The sequence below is a fragment of the uncultured Bradyrhizobium sp. genome (genome assembly GCF_964252615.1).
In the GTDB taxonomy this organism is placed as follows: Bacteria; Pseudomonadota; Alphaproteobacteria; order Rhizobiales; family Xanthobacteraceae; genus Bradyrhizobium.
In genome coordinates this window covers 1-16,447 of sequence record NZ_CAXUNQ010000034.1, presented here as the reverse complement: position 1 = coordinate 16,447, position 16,447 = coordinate 1, and the positions used below count along the sequence as shown (strand labels likewise).

The following is a 16,447-nucleotide window of genomic DNA, read 5'->3' as shown; positions in this document are numbered from 1 at the left end:
CCTGAGATTGCATCGCGCTGGCTCACTCGGATTGCGTCTGATCAACGCTTCTCGATGACGAGACTTTGCACGGCGCGGCCGAAATAGCCTTTGCTGTCGCCAAGCCGTCCCGCCGCGATGCCCGCGCCATCCGATCCGATCCAGGTTTCCGCGTTGAGCAATATCCAATCGCCGACCGGCGCACGCGAAAGACTCACCGTGAGGTCGGCGTTGATAAAGGTCCATCGGTCGAAATCGAGCACCGCAGAGGTGCCGTTGCAGAAATCCGCGGCAACGACGGCGCGCATCATCTGTGATATGGCCGCGCCCTCAACGATGGGCCGGTCGATGCGATACCAGATCGCGCCAGGTCCGAGATGCAGGAATCCGCCGCGAACCGCACTCACCGAGAGGCCCGTCACGAAGGGATTGCGGGCAAATCGCGGGTCCAACGGCGTACCATGATCCGGCGACGGCACGTCGATCGCCGCATCGGCGATTTCGGACGGCAGCGGCAGGCTGTCGGCGCGGACCTTCAGCACCGTGGCGCGCACCACGGCCACCTTATTTGCAAAAAGTCTGACGGCGCAAAGCTGAATCTTGCGTCCCTCCCGCAACACTTCGGTCTCGACCATCAGCGGCGCGACGGGCACCGGCCGCATCAGATCAATGGTGACGCGGACGACTTGCATCGGCACGGCGGTTGGAATCGCTTCAGCCGCCCAAGTCACCAGCGCCGCCGGCGCGGAGCCGTGCTGCATGGTCGAATCCCAGGGACCGGCGGCGTTGGCGCTGGTTTCAACGCGGTTGCCGTCGATGCGGTAGATGGCGTCCATCAGAATTCTCATGCCCCGGTGTGCTTGCATTCCCCGGAACGCGGCGCATCGCGCTTTGCGGGACGGCGCGCTGCGGATCCGGGACCGCGATGCAGTGCGTTCGAAACCGGGTCTCGGCTCAGCGGAGCGGCAGGAAGAATGCCGCACCACGTCCGGGACACGTCACAACGCCGGATCAACTGCTTCGGCATATTCCGTTTTGAACTGCGCGATCAATTCGGCGGCAGGCCGAATCTTTCCGACGCTGCCGACGCTCTGCCCGCTTTCCCAGATCTCCTTCCAGGCTTTCCGCTTGGCCCGCTCGCCCGAGGCGTCGGTACCGAAGCTCATCTTCGACGCATCGGATTCGGGAAGATTATCCGGATCCATGCCGGCGGCGACGATGGAAGGTTTCAAATAATTGCCGTGCACGCCGGTGAAGAGATTGGAATAGACGATGTCTTCGGCCGTCGACGTCGTGATCATCTGCTTGTAACCCTCCACCGCATTGGCCTCGGTGGTTGCGATGAAAGCCGAGCCGATATAGGCGAAGTCGGCACCGAGCAGGCGTACCGCGCGAATCGCACGGCCGTTGCCGATCGCCCCGGACAGCGCGATCGGCCCGTCGAACCATTGCCGGGTTTCGGCCACGAATGCAAACGGCGAAATCTCCCCGGCGTGGCCGCCCGCGCCGGCCGACACCAGGATCAGCCCGTCGGCGCCCTTTTCGATCGCCTTGTGAGCGAATTTCTGGTTGATGACGTCGTGGAAGACGATGCCGCCCCAGCGATGCGCGGCCTGATTAAGTTCCTCGCGCGCGCCAAGCGATGTGATGATCATCGGCACCTTGTGCTTTTCGCAGAGCGCCAGATCCTGCTCAAGGCGATTGTTGGATCGATGCACGATCTGGTTTACCGCGAACGGCGCCGACAGTCGCTCCGGATGCGCCCTGTCATGCGTGGCGAGTTCTTCCCTGATCCGCGCCAGCCATTCGTCGAGCAGCGCCGGCGGCCGCGCGTTCAGTGCCGGAAACGATCCGACGATGCCGGCCTTGCACTGCGCAATCACCAGATCCGGCACCGAGATGATGAACAGCGGCGCCCCGATCACGGGAATCGACAGACGGCCCTTGAACAGAGCAGGCATGGACATTCAGATATCCTCACGGACGTTATGCATGATGGTCGACCTTTGATGGCACCAAAGCAATTGCGGAGCCGGCGCGCAAGGCAGCGCGCCGAAAAAAGCGCTATTGGCACAGCGCGCGGGTGACGTAATTGTCGGTGCGGCATTCGCTTTCGTCGGGCTTGCGGCCCGACAGCAGCGCCTTGGCGGAGCAATTGCGCGTCGTATCGACATCCAGACTCCGGCCTTCCTTGAATCCATTGTGCTGGCAAAGTTTGTCGGCTGCGGCTTTGCAATCCGGCGCGCCGTTGGGGGCCACCGGACAGGCAACGCGCCCTTTGACGCCGGGAGATTTCGTCAAGCGCGAAATCGCACCCGCTGCGTCGTCGATGGTTTCTTTCGGGCTCTTCAACGCCGGCAGCATCGACGCCGGTTTCTCCAGCAATTTTCCGATTTCGTTGAGCAGGCCCGGATTCTCCCTGGGCACCGGATCCGGCCGCGGCGCGGGCTCGCTTTGTGGCGCCGGCGCAGACGCCGCCGACGGGGACTGCAGGGCTGGCACCGGCTGGGCGGCGGCCTGTGCCCACGTGACATCCGTCGCCACCATCGCTGCCAGCAACGCAGCCATGGCAATGGCGGATTGCTGACGCGACTTCGCCGGGCCGCGGGTTCGATCAGACATGGCGATGAAGGTATCCTGCGGCGCGATGCGGAAAAGCGCTAGAACATGCGAAGCGCGACGATGAATCCGAGCACCAGCACGCCGGCGCCGAGCACGACCCACAGCCCCAGATGCCGTTCGATCCGAATCCGAATCCATTCGCCGTAGCGGTTCAAGAGAATCGCGACGACAAAGAACCGCCCGCCGCGCGCAATGATCGACAGCAGCACGAACAGCCAGATGTTGTAATTGGCGAAGCCCGACGTGATGGTGACCAGCTTGTAGGGAATCGGAGTGAGGCCCTTGAGCAGGATGATCCAGGCGCCGTATTCGGCATAGCCGGCGCGAAACGCCTCGACCTTGTCGCCATAGCCGTAGAACTGGATCAACCAGTGTCCAACTGAATCGTACAGCAGCGCGCCGATGGCATAGCCGAGAATACCGCCCAGCACCGAAGCCGCGGTGCAGACCGTGGCGTAGAGCCAGGCGCGTTGCGGTCGCGCCAGCGACATCGGAATCAGCATCACATCCGGCGGCACCGGGAAGAAAGAGCTTTCCGCAAATGCCACCACGGCCAGGATCCAGAGCGCATAGGGCTTGTGGGCGGCGCCGATGCACCAGTCGTAGATTCGTCTCAGCATGGCGCGATGAACCACCGTCCCGCGGCTTTGTCCATGCCGGGCAATACAGGAATTTTGTGAGGACCTAGTGGCGTTTGCGCTGGGTGCGGCCGGCAAGCGCGACAATTGGTCGCCGCCCGATCCCGGTCGCAACGGCCTTGGGCATCTTCACTGCCGGTTTCGGCAGTTTCTCGGCAATGCCAAGCAAGTGCTCGCGGCGTTCCATTTCACGCCATACGTCTTCAGGACGAACGCCCGCGGAGGCCCATAGCACCGTGAGATTGTAGAGAAGATCGGCACTTTCACGAATCACCGCCTCGGTCTTGCCGTTGACGGTGTCGATCACGACTTCGATGGCCTCTTCTGCAAGCTTCTTGGCCATTTTTGCAGGGCCGCGCTGAAACAGCCGGGCGGTCCGCGAAATCCCCGGATCGAGATCCTTGGCCGCGATCACCGCCTGATAAAGCCGTTCCAGCGAATCACTCATCCCCTGAAGCTAATCCAAACCGGTCTTCAGCGTGTTAACGCGGTTCCCGGATAATTCATCCATACCGATCGCTGTCAGCGTAAAACTTGCTGCGATCAGGCCGGGATCAACGGTCTTACCAGCCCGCGTTGGGATGGCCGCGGAAGTAAGGCACGCCGGAATTCCGGTAGCCGTAACCACCGCCGCCATAATAGGCCGGCGGACCGCCATCATAGCCATACGAATCATAAGGGGTGCCGCCATAATAGGCGGGACCGCCGTCGTAGTAGGCGGGGCCGCCGTAATAACCACGATCCCGGGAGGCGGCGATGGCGAGTCCGGTACCGACGATTCCAGCGAACGCTGCCGCTGCGGCAGCGCCGCCGCCACGATAGCCGCCACGAATGCGCCGGGCTGCACTAACATCAGTCGCACCGCTGGTCCCCGACATTGCCCATACGCTGCCGACTGGCATCAACGAGCGGGCGTGGGCGGCCGACGGCGCCAAGGCCGGCAGCGCCAGCGCCGCAACTGTCGCCAGCGCGGCGGCGTGTGCCCATGGCGAAATCAAATGTTTCGGCGTGAACATCTTGAGGCGCTCCATGTGCCAACGCGGCCTGGGCCGGTTCTTTAACTAACCCCTGGGCGCATCACGAGTTCCTTGTTCGAATGGCGACCGCAACGGCCGCGGCGGCGGAATAAAAGCCAGTCATTGGCTGTTCAGCTTCGAAAAGGCATACTTCCCGGACGGCCCGCGGCGTCTTGAACCAGTCCCTCCTGTTGCGGTAACTGCTATCGGCTTTCTGTTGTACAGCCAATGCTCATAATCTCGCTGATCGCCGTCAGGCGATTTCTGACACGATTTCCGGTCCGGGCCGTGACGGCGCTAAGCCTTGCATGCGCCGGTGCACAGCCAGACTGGGCGGCAGAAGAGAATCAGCCGCAAACCCCGATCCAACTCACCCGCGATCGTCCGCTTGATGCCAGTGCCGCACCTTTCGTGCTGGCGTCAACCAGGGGCTTGTTTCGGGCGGAAGGGCTGGCGGTCGCGACCAATATCGTCAACGGATCGCCCGAAGCGATTGCGCGCGTCACGTCCGGCAGCAGCGATCTGGCGCTGGTCGACATCAATGTCCTGGTCCGCTTTCGCGACAGCGCCGACGCGCCGCCGGTCAAGGCGGTATTCGTGCTGTTCAACAAGGCGCCCTATGCCATCATCGCGCGCAAGAGCCGCGGCATCCGCGCGCTTTCCGACATTCAAGGTAAAACCCTGGGCGTCGCCGACGGCGACTTCTCGATCTGGTTCTGGCCGGCGCTGGCGCATCAGAACGGAATCAGGATCGGCAGCGTAAAGCAAGCCAAGTTCAGCCCTGCGGTCCGCGAGCCGATGCTGTCGGCGGGCCAGATCGATGCCGCGACCGGCTTTTCATACTTGGCAGGGGTTAATCTGAGGGACCGCGGTATTCCGGCCGACGATATCGCCGTGCTTCGCTTCACGGACTATGGCTGCGAAGCCTACGGCTTTGCGTTGATCGTCAATCCGGCGTTCGCCGCCGCCAAGCCGGAAGCGGTGAGGGCATTTCTGCGGGCGGTGATCGCCGGCACGCGGCTCGCCATCAAGGAACCGATGCGGGCGGTCGACGATATCCTGACCCAGATGGATGGCGGCTCGCGCGAGCTCGAATTGGCACGCCTGCGCGCCGTCATCAGCGACAACATCCTGACCGACGAGGTCAAGCGCAACGGCATCGGCGGCATCGATCCGGCCCGCTTCGACCGATCGATCGGTCAGCTGGCCGAGGATTTCAAATTTCGCGCCAGGCCTACCGCTGCGGACATTTTCGATGATGCGTTCCTGCCGGCGTCCAGCGGGCGTCTGATCCATTGAACAAAAGATTGCCGGACGGCTATATCGCGCCCCCGATCCCTGGTTAGAATGCGCGCCTGATCATTGCGCCGAACCGAGCCCTGGATGTCCCTCCTCCGCCTTTACACCCGCGTCCTGCAGTTGCTCGGGAAAGAGGCGCGGCTGGGCTGGATCCTCGCCGGCGCCAACCTGCTGCTGGCCGGCGCGCAATTTGCCGAACCGGTGCTGTTCGGCAAGATTATCGACGTGCTCTCCGGCAAGTCTTCCGAGGACCTGCCGGCAGCCTCCTCCGCCTGGCCGCTGCTGACGGCCTGGGTCGCGTTCGGCCTGTTCACCATCCTTTGCGGGGCTGCGGTGGCGCTGAACGCCGACAAGCTGGCGCATCGCCAACGCCAGGCGGTGCTGACCGGCTACTTCGAACACATCATGCAGTTGCCGCTGACCTTCCACACCGGCACCCATTCCGGCCGCCTGATGAAGGTGATGTTGAACGGCACCGACTCGTTGTGGCGGCTGTGGCTGGGATTTTTCCGCGAGCACTTTGCCGCGATCATGTCGCTGGTCGTGCTGCTGCCGCTGGCGCTCTACATCAACTGGCGGCTCGCCATCCTGCTTTTCATTCTCTGCGTCGTGTTCACCGTGCTGACGACGCTGGTGGTGCGCAAGACCTACGGCATGCAGAGCGAGGTCGAGGCGCATTACAGCGATCTCTCGGCACGCGCTTCGGACGCACTCGGCAATGTCGCGCTGGTGCAGAGTTTTGTGCGAATCGATGCGGAAGTGCAGGGCCTGCGCTTCGTCGCCGACAAGCTGCTGGCGGTGCAGATGCCGGTGCTGTCGTGGTGGGCGCTGGTCACCGTGATCACGCGGGCTTCGACCACCATCACCGTGCTGGCGATTTTCACGGTCGGCATCGTGCTGCACGCGCAGGGACTCACCACGGTCGGCGAAATCGTGATGTTCGTCAGCTTCGCGACCATGCTGATCCAGAAGCTCGAGCAGGTGGTCTCCTTCATCAACAACGTGTTCATGGAAGCACCGCGGCTGCAGGAATTCTTCAACGTGCTGGACGCCCTGCCCGCGGTGCGCGACCGGCCCGACGCCATCGATCCCGGCCGGCTCTCGGGCCTGGTCGAATTCAACGACGTTTCGTTTTCGTATGACGGCAAGCGGCCGGCGGTGGAGGATCTCTCCTTCACGGCACTTCCGGGCCAGACCATTGCGCTGGTAGGCCCGACCGGCGCCGGCAAATCTACTGCGATCGCGCTGTTGCATCGCGCTTTCGACCCGCAGTCCGGCTTTATCAAGATCGACGGCATGGACGTCCGCGGCCTGACGCTGACGGCGCTGCGGCGGAACATCGGCGTGGTGTTTCAGGAGGCGCTGCTGTTCAACCGCTCGATCGCCGACAATCTGCGCGTCGGCAAGCCCGACGCCACCGAGGACGAGATGCGGATCGCGGCAGCCCGCGCGCAGGCGCTGGAATTCATCGAGCGCGGCGAGCTGAAATTCGAAACCAACGCCGGCGAGCGCGGCCGCATGCTGTCCGGCGGCGAACGGCAGCGGTTGTCGATCGCACGCGCGCTCCTGAAAAATCCGCCGATCCTGATCCTTGACGAAGCCACCAGCGCGCTTGACGCGGTAACCGAGGCCAAGGTTAATGCCGCTCTCGACGAAGTGATGAAGGGACGCACCACGTTCGTGATCGCGCACCGGCTCTCCACTATCCGCAATGCGACGCGAATTCTGGTGTTTGACAACGGACGCGTGATCGAAAGCGGAACTTTCGATGAACTCGTCGCGCTCGGCGGGCATTTCTCGGAACTTGCACGAGCCCAGTTCATGGTTCAGGAGAATTCGCGGGCCAGTCTGGCCATGCCGGACGCAAGCGCTGCCGCGGCCGAGAATTAAGTCGGTCGAAATTCGGCCCCTTTCATCCCCGATTTAATCCGGCATGGCCCCTGTTCTGGCTGCGCAAGCCGGTATAGGTTCGGGTTCGCCGCCGGACACGCTTGATCCGAATGTTACATGCCAAGGCTCCTTCCCGCAGGGCGCGTCTTCATAAGGACCGGAACCGGACCGTGCATTTTTTCACCGAGCTACGTCGCAGGCCGTCGTTGAAACGGCTGATTCTCGTCGCAGGACTTTCGATCGCCGCCCTGGTGCCGCGCGCGGCGCATGCAGAGGCGCTGTTGGTTGTCGAGGCCGATACCGGCAAGGTGCTGCAAGCCGAGAACGCCACCTATCCCTGGTATCCGGCTTCCGTGACCAAGATGATGACCACCTACGTCACGCTCAAGGCGGTCAAGGACGGCCGCATCTCGCTCGACACCCTGCTTACGGTATCCCCCACCGCGGCCGCGCAGTCGCCGTCCAAGATGGGCTTCCGGCCGGGCATTCAGGTCACTGTCGACAATGCGCTGAAGATGATGATGGTGAAGTCGGCCAACGACATGGCCGTGGTGCTTGCCGAGGGCGTCGGCGGTTCGATCGACGGCTTTTCGGTCATGATGAACGAGACGGCGCAGCGGCTCGGCATGACCCAGACCTCCTACGTCAATCCGAACGGACTGCCGGCGGACGGGCAGATCACCTCGGCGCGGGATCTGGCGATTCTGGCACGCGCCATCATTCGCGACCTGCCGGAATACGAATATTTCGTCCACATCCCGTCGATCCGCTACGGCCGAAGGGTGACGCAGAACTTCAACAAGCTGATCGGCCGCTTCCCCGGCGCCGACGGTTTCAAGACCGGCTTCATTTGCGCCTCCGGCTACAATCTCGTCGCCTCGGCGACGCGCAACGGCAAACGCCTGATCGCTGTGGTGCTCGGTTCGTCGTCGGGCCGTATGCGCGCGGTACGGGCCGCGCAACTGCTCGAGCGGGGTTTCGCCAATAATAATCTCACCTGGCTACGCCCCGCGCTTGGCACCGTCGACAATCTGGTTCCGATCGACGCTTCGCCGCCGAACCTGCGCGACGAGATGTGCGGCGGAAAACGCAAGCGCCCAGCCAGCGACGAGGATGAGGATACCGTCGCCAGCAATTCAAGCGGTTCGGGCAACGGCGAAACCGGGGTCACGTTTTTCACCGCCGGATTGCAGCCGCCGGTGTTAAAGCCATCGGAAATGCTCGCGGCAGCGCCATCGCCCTCGGAACCTGTTATCGTCTATACCGGCCCGACCAAGACCGGTCCCGCGCTAATTGCCGCTTTGGCGGTCGATTCCGAAAAGCAGACGCCACGCCGGGGAACGAAGGGCCACACCGCAGCCAAGAAACCCGCTGCCACGGCTGACGCGAAGACTGCCGCCAAGGATGTCAAATCGGATAAGAGGGTTTCGGTAACAATCGACCCCAACGTGCCGATCAGGCCCGCCGGCGCCAAGCATGCCGGCGTCAAGCCTGAGGCGGCAGCGGCAAAACCTGCCGAAAAACCCGTGGTTGCAGCCAAGCCGGCAAAGCCCAGGACCGCCGCAAAGCCCAGGCATCTACCTAAAAACAGCACCACCGGCGATGCCAAGCCGGCCGCCGATCAAAAGACTGCCGCCGCTCCGCGTACTTAATACCCCCCGCCGGAATTCGCGCCTTTCGCGACCGCGATGCGGCCCGTGCGCGCAGCCCGCTTGCCATTGGCCACCGCATTGCTCAATACTCTCTGAAACAAGGCGTCCCGTCTTGCAAGAAACGGGGATGGTTTAGGGGGAATACCATGGAGCGCATCTGGCTCAAGCAGTATCCGGCCGGCGTACCCAGCGACATCGACGTGACACAATACGCGTCACTGGTCGAATTGCTGGAAGAAAGCTTTGCAAAATTCCGCGACCGCAAGGCCTTCATCTGCATGGACAAGTCGATCAGCTATGCCGAGCTTGACGAGTTGTCACGGGCGCTCGCGGCCTTTCTGCAGAGCAAGGGCCTCGCAAAAGGCGCGCGTGTCGCGCTGATGATGCCGAACGTGCTGCAATATCCGGTGGCGACTGCCGCCGTGTTGCGCGCGGGCTATGCGGTGGTCAACGTCAATCCGCTCTACACGCCACGCGAGCTCGAGCATCAGCTCAAGGATTCCGGCGCCGAGGCCATCGTGGTGCTGGAGAATTTTGCGCCCACGGTGCAGCAGGTGCTGGCAAAGACCGCGGTGAAACACGTCGTTGTCGGCAGCATGGGCGACCTGCTCGGCTTCAAGGGCTTGATCGTGAATTTCGTCGTCCGCAAGGTAAAGAAGATGGTGCCGCCCTCTTCGATTCCGGGCGCGGTGAAATTCAATGATGCGATCGCGGCCGGCCGCAAGATGACGCTCAACAAGCCGAAGATCTCGCCCGACGACGTCGCCTTCCTGCAATACACCGGCGGCACGACCGGCGTTTCCAAGGGCGCGACGCTGCTCCATCGCAACATTCTCGCCAATGTGCTGCAGAACGACGCCTGGCTGCAGCCGGCGCTGAGGAAACCGCCCCACGTCGATCAACTGTTCATCGTCTGCGCGCTGCCGCTCTATCACATCTTCGCGCTGACGGCCTGCTTTCTGCTGGCGATGCGCGCCGGGGGCGTCAACCTGCTGATTCCTAATCCGCGCGACATGCCCGGCTTCATCAAGGAACTGATGAAATACCAGGTCAACAGTTTTCCAGCGGTCAACACGCTCTACAACGGACTGCTGCATACGCCGGGCTTCGACAAGGTGGATTTCTCCAAGCTGAAGACGTCGTTCGGCGGCGGCATGGCCACCCAGAAGGCGGTCGCGGAAGCCTGGCTGAAGACCACCGGCTGCGCACTGTCCGAGGGCTACGGCCTGTCGGAAACCTCGCCGACGCTGACCTGCAATCCCGCCGATACCGATAAATTCTCCGGCTCGATCGGCATTCCGGTGCCGTCGACCTATCTGTCGATCCGCGACGATGACGGCAACGAAGTGCCGCTCGGCGAGCCCGGGGAAATCTGCGCCAAGGGGCCGCAGGTGATGGCGGGCTACTGGAACAGGCCGGACGAAACCGCGAATGTGATGACGCCGGATGGCTATTTCCGCACCGGCGACATCGGCGTGATGACGCCGGACGGCTATACCAAGATCGTCGACCGCAAGAAGGACATGATCCTGGTGTCCGGCTTCAACGTCTACCCGAACGAAATCGAGGACGTGGTGGCGAGCCATCCCGGCGTGCTGGAATGCGCCGTGATCGGCGTCGAGGACGCGCGCTCAGGCGAGGCGGTGAAGGCTTTTGTGGTCAAGAAAGACCTCAACGTCACGGCCGAGGACATTATCAAGTTCTGTCAGACGCAATTGACCGCCTACAAGGTGCCGAAGCAGATCGAGTTCAGGACCGATCTGCCGAAAACCAATGTCGGCAAGATCCTGCGCCGCGAACTGCGCGACGAGAACAAGAAAGCCGCGGCGTGATAGTTTGTCGTCCCCGCGAAGGCGGGGACCCATACTCCGTGCCGCATCAGTTCTGGCACGGAGCGTGTTGGAACATCATCTTCACCGAACTTGAATACCAGGGGTTATGGATCCCCGCCTTCGCGGGGACGACGGCTATTCTGTTGCGGTAACCGGTTTCCCAATAACCGCAAAATGCTCTAAGACATCCCCGCATACCCCAAGGAGAACCAACGATGACCATCCAAATCGGCGACAAGCTGCCGGAGACAAAATTTCGCGTGATGACGGCGGAAGGTCCGCAGGTCAAGAGCACCGATGACGTGTTCAAAGGCAAGAAGGTCGCGCTGTTCGCGGTGCCCGGCGCCTACACCGGCACCTGCCACAAGATGCATCTGCCCAGCATTTTCCTCAACGCCTACGCGTTGAAGGGCAAGGGCGTCGATACCATTGCCATCGTTTCGGTCAACGACGCCTTTGTCATGAATGCCTGGAAACGCGATACTGACCAGCGCGACGAAGCCGTGTTTCTCGCCGACGGCAACGCCGAATTCGCCAAGGCGATCGGCATGGAACTGGACGCATCCGGCAACGGTCTCGGCACCCGCTCCAAACGCTACTCGATGCTGGTCGAAGACGGCGTCGTCAAGAAACTCAATATCGAGCCAGCTCCAGGCAAGGTCGAGGTTTCCGGCGGCGACACGTTGCTGGGACAGTTGTGAGGGCGCGGGCTGCAACAACCTCGCTCGCAATAACCTGCGGCCACGCGACGTCTTCCCTGCCCGCGCGGGAGGGAAGACGAATAAGCCTTACGCTTTGGCCGACGAGGAACCCGGCACCCGTCCGAACAACTGCGCCTGCTCCCGCCGTCCCGCCTCGATCAGGCGGCCGGTGGCCTGCTCGATCACGGCAGAAACCTGCGCGATGAATTCATTGCGCGTGAGGCCGGGCGGCAGCGGGTCGAGAAATTCGACCACCAGCGTTCCGGGATATCGCATGAACGTCCGGCGCGGCCAGAACAGTCCGGAATTGAGCGCCACCGGCAGGCAGGTCACACCGCAATCGACATAGACCTGGCCGACGCCGGTTTTGTAAAGCGGCGGCGCATCGACCGCAGTCCGGGTGCCCTCGGGAAAGATGATCAATTGGCGGCCGCGCCGGACTTCTTCGCCGGCGCGCCGCGCCATCGCGATCAGCGACCGCCCGCCGGCGCCGCGGACGACTCCGATCATATCGGTCTTGATCAGATACCAGCCGAAAAACGGGATCCATTTCAGTTCGCGCTTGAGGATGAAAAGCGGTTCGGGAAAGAACTGCAGCAGCGCGAAGGTTTCCCACATCGATTGATGTTTCGACGCGACGATCAGCGATCCCTTCGGAATTTTCTCGACGCCGCGGTATTCCACCCTGGTGTTGCAGATCACGCGCATCAGCCAGATGCTGCTGCGCGCCCAGTTCTGGGCGATCGCCACGGCCGCCCATCGCGGCAGCAGCAGGGTCGGCAGACCGACAATCACCCAGAACGCCAGCAGCAGATAGAACAGCACGTTGTAGGCCAGCGAACGCAGGAAGATCGAAACCATTGATAGCCCGTTTCAGTTGGCGGCCGCCGTCCTCGGAGAGGCCTGCGATCCAGTCGACCGGTCGACGATTTCGGGCGACAGCTCGAGACCGAGATCGGCCAGACGGACCCGCACTTCGGCGGCGACATATTTCACATATTCCGATAGCAGCAGCCGCAACGTCGCGCCACTCGTCCACCACGGCTCGTCGCGCCATTTCTCGCCGATCACCGAGAACGGAATGAGCTCGATATCGGGCATCGCGTGCGACAGCTCGACGATGGCGCGCGGCATATGGTAATTCGATGTCACCACGATCAGCGACTTGAAGCCCCGTTCGCGGGCCCAGCGCCGGGTTTCCGCCGCATTGCTGCGGGTGTTGACGGCCGACCGGTCGAGATCGACGCAGCACCCGAGCAGCGACTGGTTGTCCGGCAGCGACCGCGAGATGTCGCTTGCAGCGTTGGTAGGATGCACGCCCGAAATCAATAGCCGCTTGCCATAGCCCCCCGCCAGCAATTCCATCGCATCGGATACGCGCGACGATCCGCCGGTGAGCACGACGATGCCGTCGGCTTTGCTCGAGGGATTGACCTCGACCGCGCGCAATTGCGACAGGAAGCCGACAAAGCCGATCGCGGCGCCGACGAACACCATCGCCATCAAGGCCACGATGGTCGCGCGCAACCATCCCCGCGGCGGGGTGGCGAATGCATCCGGATCCTGGTCGGACGGCGAATTCATTGCATCTCAGGTCTTCTCAAATCAAAGTCTGGCACCGGCAAGTCTAGTGCGTTTTCAGACGAAGTGGAGTCCCCGCGGGCACGGCCGCAATGCGTACGCCGGGAACAAAACCGTCTCAGTCGATGTCGTTCAGCGTGGCGAACAGCGTTCGCCGCGACGCCCAGGCGGTGATCGCCGCGATCAATACCGCCTGCGCCGCCAGCGCAACATAGCCGGACGGGCGCAGCGAAAACGTCCCCAACAGCGCCCCGAACTGATCTCCCACCGGCGTGCCGGAAAACCACCCGGCGATGGATTCGGAGAAGCCGAACAGCAGCATCGCCGCGACGCCGCCGATCAAGCCGCCTTCGAGGCCAAGCCGCAGGAAATGCCGCTGGAAGCGATTGGCGATGTAGCGGTCGCCCGCGCCCACGAAGTGCAGAACTTCGACGATCGGGCGATTTGCCGCCATCGCCCCCCTGGTTGCGAACGACACGGAAATGATGGTGGCGATGATGACCAGCAGGAGGACGCCGACGCCGGCAAATACGATCGCGCCGGTCATCGACCGCATCCGTTCGATCCAGGCGCGATGATCGTCGACGCTGGCGGTCGGTGCTGCCTGCGATGTCCGGCCGCGCAATCCGGCCAGATCGAGCACGGCGCCGGGCGCGATTCGCGCGACGATGACGCGCGGCACCGGCAAATCGTCCAGCGACAGCCCGCTGCCGAGCCACGGCTCCAGCAATTTTGCGGATTCGGCCTTGCTGAACGGCCGCACCCCGACGATGCCGGGCTGCGCCCGCAGCACTTCCGCTACGGCGGTTGCGTCGCGCTCGATGTCGCGCCCGGCAAGGGGGCGGACCTGAACGGTAATTTCGCTGGCCACGTCGGACTGCCATTCCGCGGCGGAGGCGGCGACCAGCAGCACCGCGCCGGTGGTGATCGAAGCGAGGAACGTCATGATCGCCACCACCGCGATCAGCGCGCGGCCCGCGATCGAGGCGCGCGGCACGATCGGCGACAGGTTGCGCGCCCTCACCGCCACCTGCGGATGCTCGTGTCCGAGGTCCATCAACGCGTGGCGCTCGTCGCGTTCCCTACTCATAAAAGGGTTTACTCATAGAAATGGATCCGGCCCTGGTGCAGCACCATTCGGCGCGCGTCGTATTGATCCATCAGCGTGATGTCATGGGTCGCGATCACCACGGCGGTGCCGGACTTGTTCAATTCAATGAACAGCCGCAGCAGCCGGCGCCCGAGGGTCGGATCGACATTGCCGGTCGGCTCGTCCGCCAGCAGCAATTGCGGCCGCGAAATAACCGCGCGCGCGATCGCCGCGCGTTGCTTCTCGCCCCCGGAAAGGACCGGCGGCAGCGCGTCCATCCGCTCGCCGAGGCCCACCCATTTCAACAGGTCGATGACCTCGCGGCGATAGCTGGATTCCTCGCGGCCCATCACCCGGAACGGCAGCGCCACGTTCTCGTAGGTGGTCATGTGGTCGAGCAGCCGAAAATCCTGCAGCACGATTCCGATCCGCTTGCGCAAGGCCGCGATCTCCTCCTTGCCGAGCTGCGACACGTCCTCGCCGAACAGGTTGACGAGGCCGCGGGTCGGCCGCAGCGACAGGAACAGCAACCGCAGCAGCGATGTCTTGCCGGCGCCGGAAGGGCCGGTGAGGAACTGAAAGGAATGCGCCGGGATCTGGAAACTGAGGTCGCGCAGAATCTCCGGACCCAATCCGTAGCGCAGACCGACGTTTTCGAACCGGACCAAGCTCAGCTCCGTTCGACGGGACATGAGGGGCGAAGCGGCCACCCTCCGGTTCGGCGGCGCACCCCGCCAACCGGTTTTGCGGCCGTTATGGTTTCCGATTCGTTAACGGTCGGCCTGTAGCGTCGGCCAAACGTCATTTGCAGCGATTCGCTCATGCACATCATTTGTCCTCACTGTACGACATCCTACGCAATCGATCCCACCACCCTGGGCGCCGCCGGGCGCACGGTCCGGTGCTCGCGCTGCAAGAAGGTCTGGCTGGCGCGGCCGGAGGATACGGTCGTTACCCAGGCCCTGATGCCGTCCATGGCCGAGAGCGGCGATGCTGCGCCAAATTCGCTCCCGGCGGCCGGCCGGAACCAGACCGCCGGCAACGGCCCTGGGCAGGAGGAGGAACCTCCGCTGGTGGAAAGCCCGTCAATCTCCGCCGAGTGGCCGGTCGAACCGGAAAGCGGTCCCGAACCCCGGCCCCCCGCGGCCGCGCCGGACGCGCCGCAGGCCAAGGCCGCGCCGCGCCGGTCCTTGCTGCGCCGCCTGAAACCATCGGTGTCCTTTGGCCTGCCGACCGTCAGCCTTGCAACGGTCTGCGCCGCCATGGGCGCGCTGCTGCTGGCGCTGATGATCTGGCGAACCGATGTGGTGCGGCTGCTGCCGCAAACCGCGGCGTTTTACAAGGCGGTCGGGCTCGAGGTGAATTTGCGCGGGCTGGTGTTCAAGGATGTAAAGGTCAGCAGCGAAAACGTCGAAGGCAAGCCGGTGCTGGTGATCGAGGGCGTCGTCATCGGTCAGGCGAAAAAGACGGTTGAACTGCCGCGCCTGAGGTTTTCGGTGCGTGACGCCCAGGGTGCGGAGATCTACGCCTGGAATGCGGTATTGGAACAGCCGGTATTGAAGCCTGGCGAAAAAGCCTGGTTCAAGTCGCGCCTCGCCTCGCCGCCGCCGGAGGGACGCAACATCGACGTGCGCTTCTTCAACAAGCGCGACATCGCCGGCGGCGGCGTCTAGGTCATGGCGCGTGTCCTGATCGCCGACGACGAAGAATCAATGCGCGCGCTTGTGGCGCGGGCCATTGCCTTGGACGGCCACGATATCGTCACCGCCGAGGACGGCGCCGAGGCGCTGGAGATCCTGAACCGCGATCGCGGCGCGTTCGACCTGCTGCTCACCGACATCAAGATGCCGATCATGGACGGCATCGCCCTGGCACTCGCCGCCGCGCGCGACTTTCCGCAAGTCACGATCCTGCTGATGACCGGCTTCGCCGACCAGCGCGAACGCGCCTCCGGCCTCAACGCCATCGTGCACGACGTGGTGACAAAACCGTTCTCGGTGGCCGATATCCGCACCGCGGTGGCGGATGCGCTGGCGGCAGGGAAGGCGAAGTAGTTTTTCCGGCATGTCGCCCACCGCGGCTGCCGTCTCCACGCTGCGTAGCGCCGCATCACGCCGGGACACGAGAGGCCGTCATTGCCGGGTTTG

Annotated in this window: 17 protein-coding genes; 7 read left to right on the top strand and 10 right to left on the bottom strand. The window is 63.3% G+C overall.

Translation table 11 applies throughout. From position 1 onward, the window contains the following. Positions 1-41: 41 nt before the first annotated feature. The 6 genes from ACFE72_RS16435 to ACFE72_RS16410 form a co-directional block, all read right to left on the bottom strand. Entirely contained in the window at positions 42-815 is a 774-nt protein-coding gene (locus tag ACFE72_RS16435; protein ID WP_375414180.1) for a thioesterase family protein, read from the bottom strand. Positions 816-977: 162 nt separating this feature from the next. Next, a complete protein-coding gene (locus ACFE72_RS16430) occupies positions 978-1,946 on the bottom strand; it encodes an NAD(P)H-dependent flavin oxidoreductase (protein WP_375414179.1) in 969 nt (322 codons plus the stop codon). 97 nt (positions 1,947-2,043) lie between these two features. Then, entirely contained in the window at positions 2,044-2,601 is a 558-nt protein-coding gene (locus ACFE72_RS16425; protein WP_375414178.1) for a hypothetical protein, read from the bottom strand. 38 nt (positions 2,602-2,639) lie between these two features. Further along, on the bottom strand, positions 2,640-3,221 hold the full coding sequence (locus tag ACFE72_RS16420; RefSeq protein WP_375414177.1) for a YqaA family protein: 582 nt from the start codon (positions 3,219-3,221) through the stop codon (positions 2,640-2,642). Between the two features lie 64 nt (positions 3,222-3,285). Next, a complete protein-coding gene (gene hisE / locus ACFE72_RS16415) occupies positions 3,286-3,687 on the bottom strand; it encodes a phosphoribosyl-ATP diphosphatase (RefSeq protein ID WP_375414176.1) in 402 nt (133 codons plus the stop codon). Between the two features lie 115 nt (positions 3,688-3,802). Beyond that, the gene (locus tag ACFE72_RS16410) at positions 3,803-4,255 is read right to left on the bottom strand and encodes a hypothetical protein (protein ID WP_375414175.1); all 453 of its coding nucleotides are present in this window, start codon (positions 4,253-4,255) and stop codon (positions 3,803-3,805) included. Between the two features lie 228 nt (positions 4,256-4,483). Between ACFE72_RS16410 and ACFE72_RS16405 the strand changes: the two genes are divergently transcribed. From ACFE72_RS16405 to ACFE72_RS16385, 5 genes are all read left to right on the top strand, one after another. Further along, positions 4,484-5,554 carry an ABC transporter substrate-binding protein gene (locus ACFE72_RS16405; RefSeq protein ID WP_375414174.1) on the top strand — a complete coding sequence of 357 codons (1,071 nt, stop codon included), beginning with the start codon at positions 4,484-4,486 and terminating at the stop codon, positions 5,552-5,554. Between the two features lie 84 nt (positions 5,555-5,638). Beyond that, positions 5,639-7,444 (top strand): glucan ABC transporter ATP-binding protein/ permease, encoded by a 1,806-nt coding sequence (locus ACFE72_RS16400; protein ID WP_375414173.1) that lies wholly within the window; start codon positions 5,639-5,641, stop codon positions 7,442-7,444. Positions 7,445-7,614: 170 nt separating this feature from the next. Beyond that, a complete protein-coding gene (locus ACFE72_RS16395; protein WP_375414172.1) occupies positions 7,615-9,096 on the top strand; it encodes a D-alanyl-D-alanine carboxypeptidase family protein in 1,482 nt (493 codons plus the stop codon). A 146-nt stretch (positions 9,097-9,242) separates the two neighbouring features. Then, positions 9,243-10,928: a long-chain fatty acid--CoA ligase gene (locus ACFE72_RS16390; RefSeq protein WP_375414171.1), complete on the top strand. Its 1,686-nt coding sequence runs from the start codon at positions 9,243-9,245 to the stop codon at positions 10,926-10,928. A gap of 215 nt (positions 10,929-11,143) precedes the next feature. Further along, the gene (locus ACFE72_RS16385; protein WP_375414170.1) at positions 11,144-11,629 is read left to right on the top strand and encodes a peroxiredoxin; all 486 of its coding nucleotides are present in this window, start codon (positions 11,144-11,146) and stop codon (positions 11,627-11,629) included. Between the two features lie 87 nt (positions 11,630-11,716). On the opposite strand, the gene ACFE72_RS16380 is transcribed toward ACFE72_RS16385, so the two are convergent. From ACFE72_RS16380 to ftsE, 4 genes are all read right to left on the bottom strand, one after another. Further along, positions 11,717-12,490: a lysophospholipid acyltransferase family protein gene (locus ACFE72_RS16380; RefSeq protein ID WP_375414169.1), complete on the bottom strand. Its 774-nt coding sequence runs from the start codon at positions 12,488-12,490 to the stop codon at positions 11,717-11,719. Positions 12,491-12,502: 12 nt separating this feature from the next. Then, positions 12,503-13,213 carry a YdcF family protein gene (locus ACFE72_RS16375; RefSeq protein ID WP_375414168.1) on the bottom strand — a complete coding sequence of 237 codons (711 nt, stop codon included), beginning with the start codon at positions 13,211-13,213 and terminating at the stop codon, positions 12,503-12,505. Positions 13,214-13,328: 115 nt separating this feature from the next. Beyond that, positions 13,329-14,300, bottom strand: coding sequence for a cell division protein FtsX (locus tag ACFE72_RS16370; protein ID WP_375414167.1), 972 nt, complete (start codon positions 14,298-14,300; stop codon positions 13,329-13,331). Between the two features lie 8 nt (positions 14,301-14,308). Further along, positions 14,309-14,968 carry a cell division ATP-binding protein FtsE gene (gene ftsE / locus ACFE72_RS16365; protein WP_375414166.1) on the bottom strand — a complete coding sequence of 220 codons (660 nt, stop codon included), beginning with the start codon at positions 14,966-14,968 and terminating at the stop codon, positions 14,309-14,311. Between the two features lie 153 nt (positions 14,969-15,121). On the opposite strand from ftsE, the gene ACFE72_RS16360 reads away from it, so the two are divergent. Both ACFE72_RS16360 and ACFE72_RS16355 read left to right on the top strand, forming a co-directional pair. Next, positions 15,122-15,973 (top strand): MJ0042-type zinc finger domain-containing protein, encoded by an 852-nt coding sequence (locus ACFE72_RS16360; protein WP_375414165.1) that lies wholly within the window; start codon positions 15,122-15,124, stop codon positions 15,971-15,973. Positions 15,974-15,976: 3 nt separating this feature from the next. Beyond that, complete coding sequence (locus tag ACFE72_RS16355) at positions 15,977-16,354, top strand: response regulator (RefSeq protein WP_375414164.1); 378 nt, start codon at positions 15,977-15,979, stop codon at positions 16,352-16,354. The last annotated feature ends 93 nt before the right edge of the window (positions 16,355-16,447 follow it).

What these genes read in the sequence shown, in the direction of transcription:
- ACFE72_RS16435 (WP_375414180.1), bottom strand. Translation starts at nt 815, where the DNA reads ATGGACGCCATCTACCGCATCGACGGCAACCGCGTTGAAACCAGCGCC.
- ACFE72_RS16430 (WP_375414179.1), bottom strand. Translation starts at nt 1,946, where the DNA reads ATGTCCATGCCTGCTCTGTTCAAGGGCCGTCTGTCGATTCCCGTGATC.
- ACFE72_RS16425 (WP_375414178.1), bottom strand. Translation starts at nt 2,601, where the DNA reads ATGTCTGATCGAACCCGCGGCCCGGCGAAGTCGCGTCAGCAATCCGCC.
- ACFE72_RS16420 (WP_375414177.1), bottom strand. Translation starts at nt 3,221, where the DNA reads ATGCTGAGACGAATCTACGACTGGTGCATCGGCGCCGCCCACAAGCCC.
- hisE (WP_375414176.1), bottom strand. Translation starts at nt 3,687, where the DNA reads ATGAGTGATTCGCTGGAACGGCTTTATCAGGCGGTGATCGCGGCCAAG.
- ACFE72_RS16410 (WP_375414175.1), bottom strand. Translation starts at nt 4,255, where the DNA reads ATGTTCACGCCGAAACATTTGATTTCGCCATGGGCACACGCCGCCGCG.
- ACFE72_RS16405 (WP_375414174.1), top strand. Translation starts at nt 4,484, where the DNA reads ATGCTCATAATCTCGCTGATCGCCGTCAGGCGATTTCTGACACGATTT.
- ACFE72_RS16400 (WP_375414173.1), top strand. Translation starts at nt 5,639, where the DNA reads ATGTCCCTCCTCCGCCTTTACACCCGCGTCCTGCAGTTGCTCGGGAAA.
- ACFE72_RS16390 (WP_375414171.1), top strand. Translation starts at nt 9,243, where the DNA reads ATGGAGCGCATCTGGCTCAAGCAGTATCCGGCCGGCGTACCCAGCGAC.
- ACFE72_RS16385 (WP_375414170.1), top strand. Translation starts at nt 11,144, where the DNA reads ATGACCATCCAAATCGGCGACAAGCTGCCGGAGACAAAATTTCGCGTG.
- ACFE72_RS16380 (WP_375414169.1), bottom strand. Translation starts at nt 12,490, where the DNA reads ATGGTTTCGATCTTCCTGCGTTCGCTGGCCTACAACGTGCTGTTCTAT.
- ACFE72_RS16375 (WP_375414168.1), bottom strand. Translation starts at nt 13,213, where the DNA reads ATGAATTCGCCGTCCGACCAGGATCCGGATGCATTCGCCACCCCGCCG.
- ACFE72_RS16370 (WP_375414167.1), bottom strand. Translation starts at nt 14,300, where the DNA reads ATGAGTAGGGAACGCGACGAGCGCCACGCGTTGATGGACCTCGGACAC.
- ACFE72_RS16360 (WP_375414165.1), top strand. Translation starts at nt 15,122, where the DNA reads ATGCACATCATTTGTCCTCACTGTACGACATCCTACGCAATCGATCCC.
- ACFE72_RS16355 (WP_375414164.1), top strand. Translation starts at nt 15,977, where the DNA reads ATGGCGCGTGTCCTGATCGCCGACGACGAAGAATCAATGCGCGCGCTT.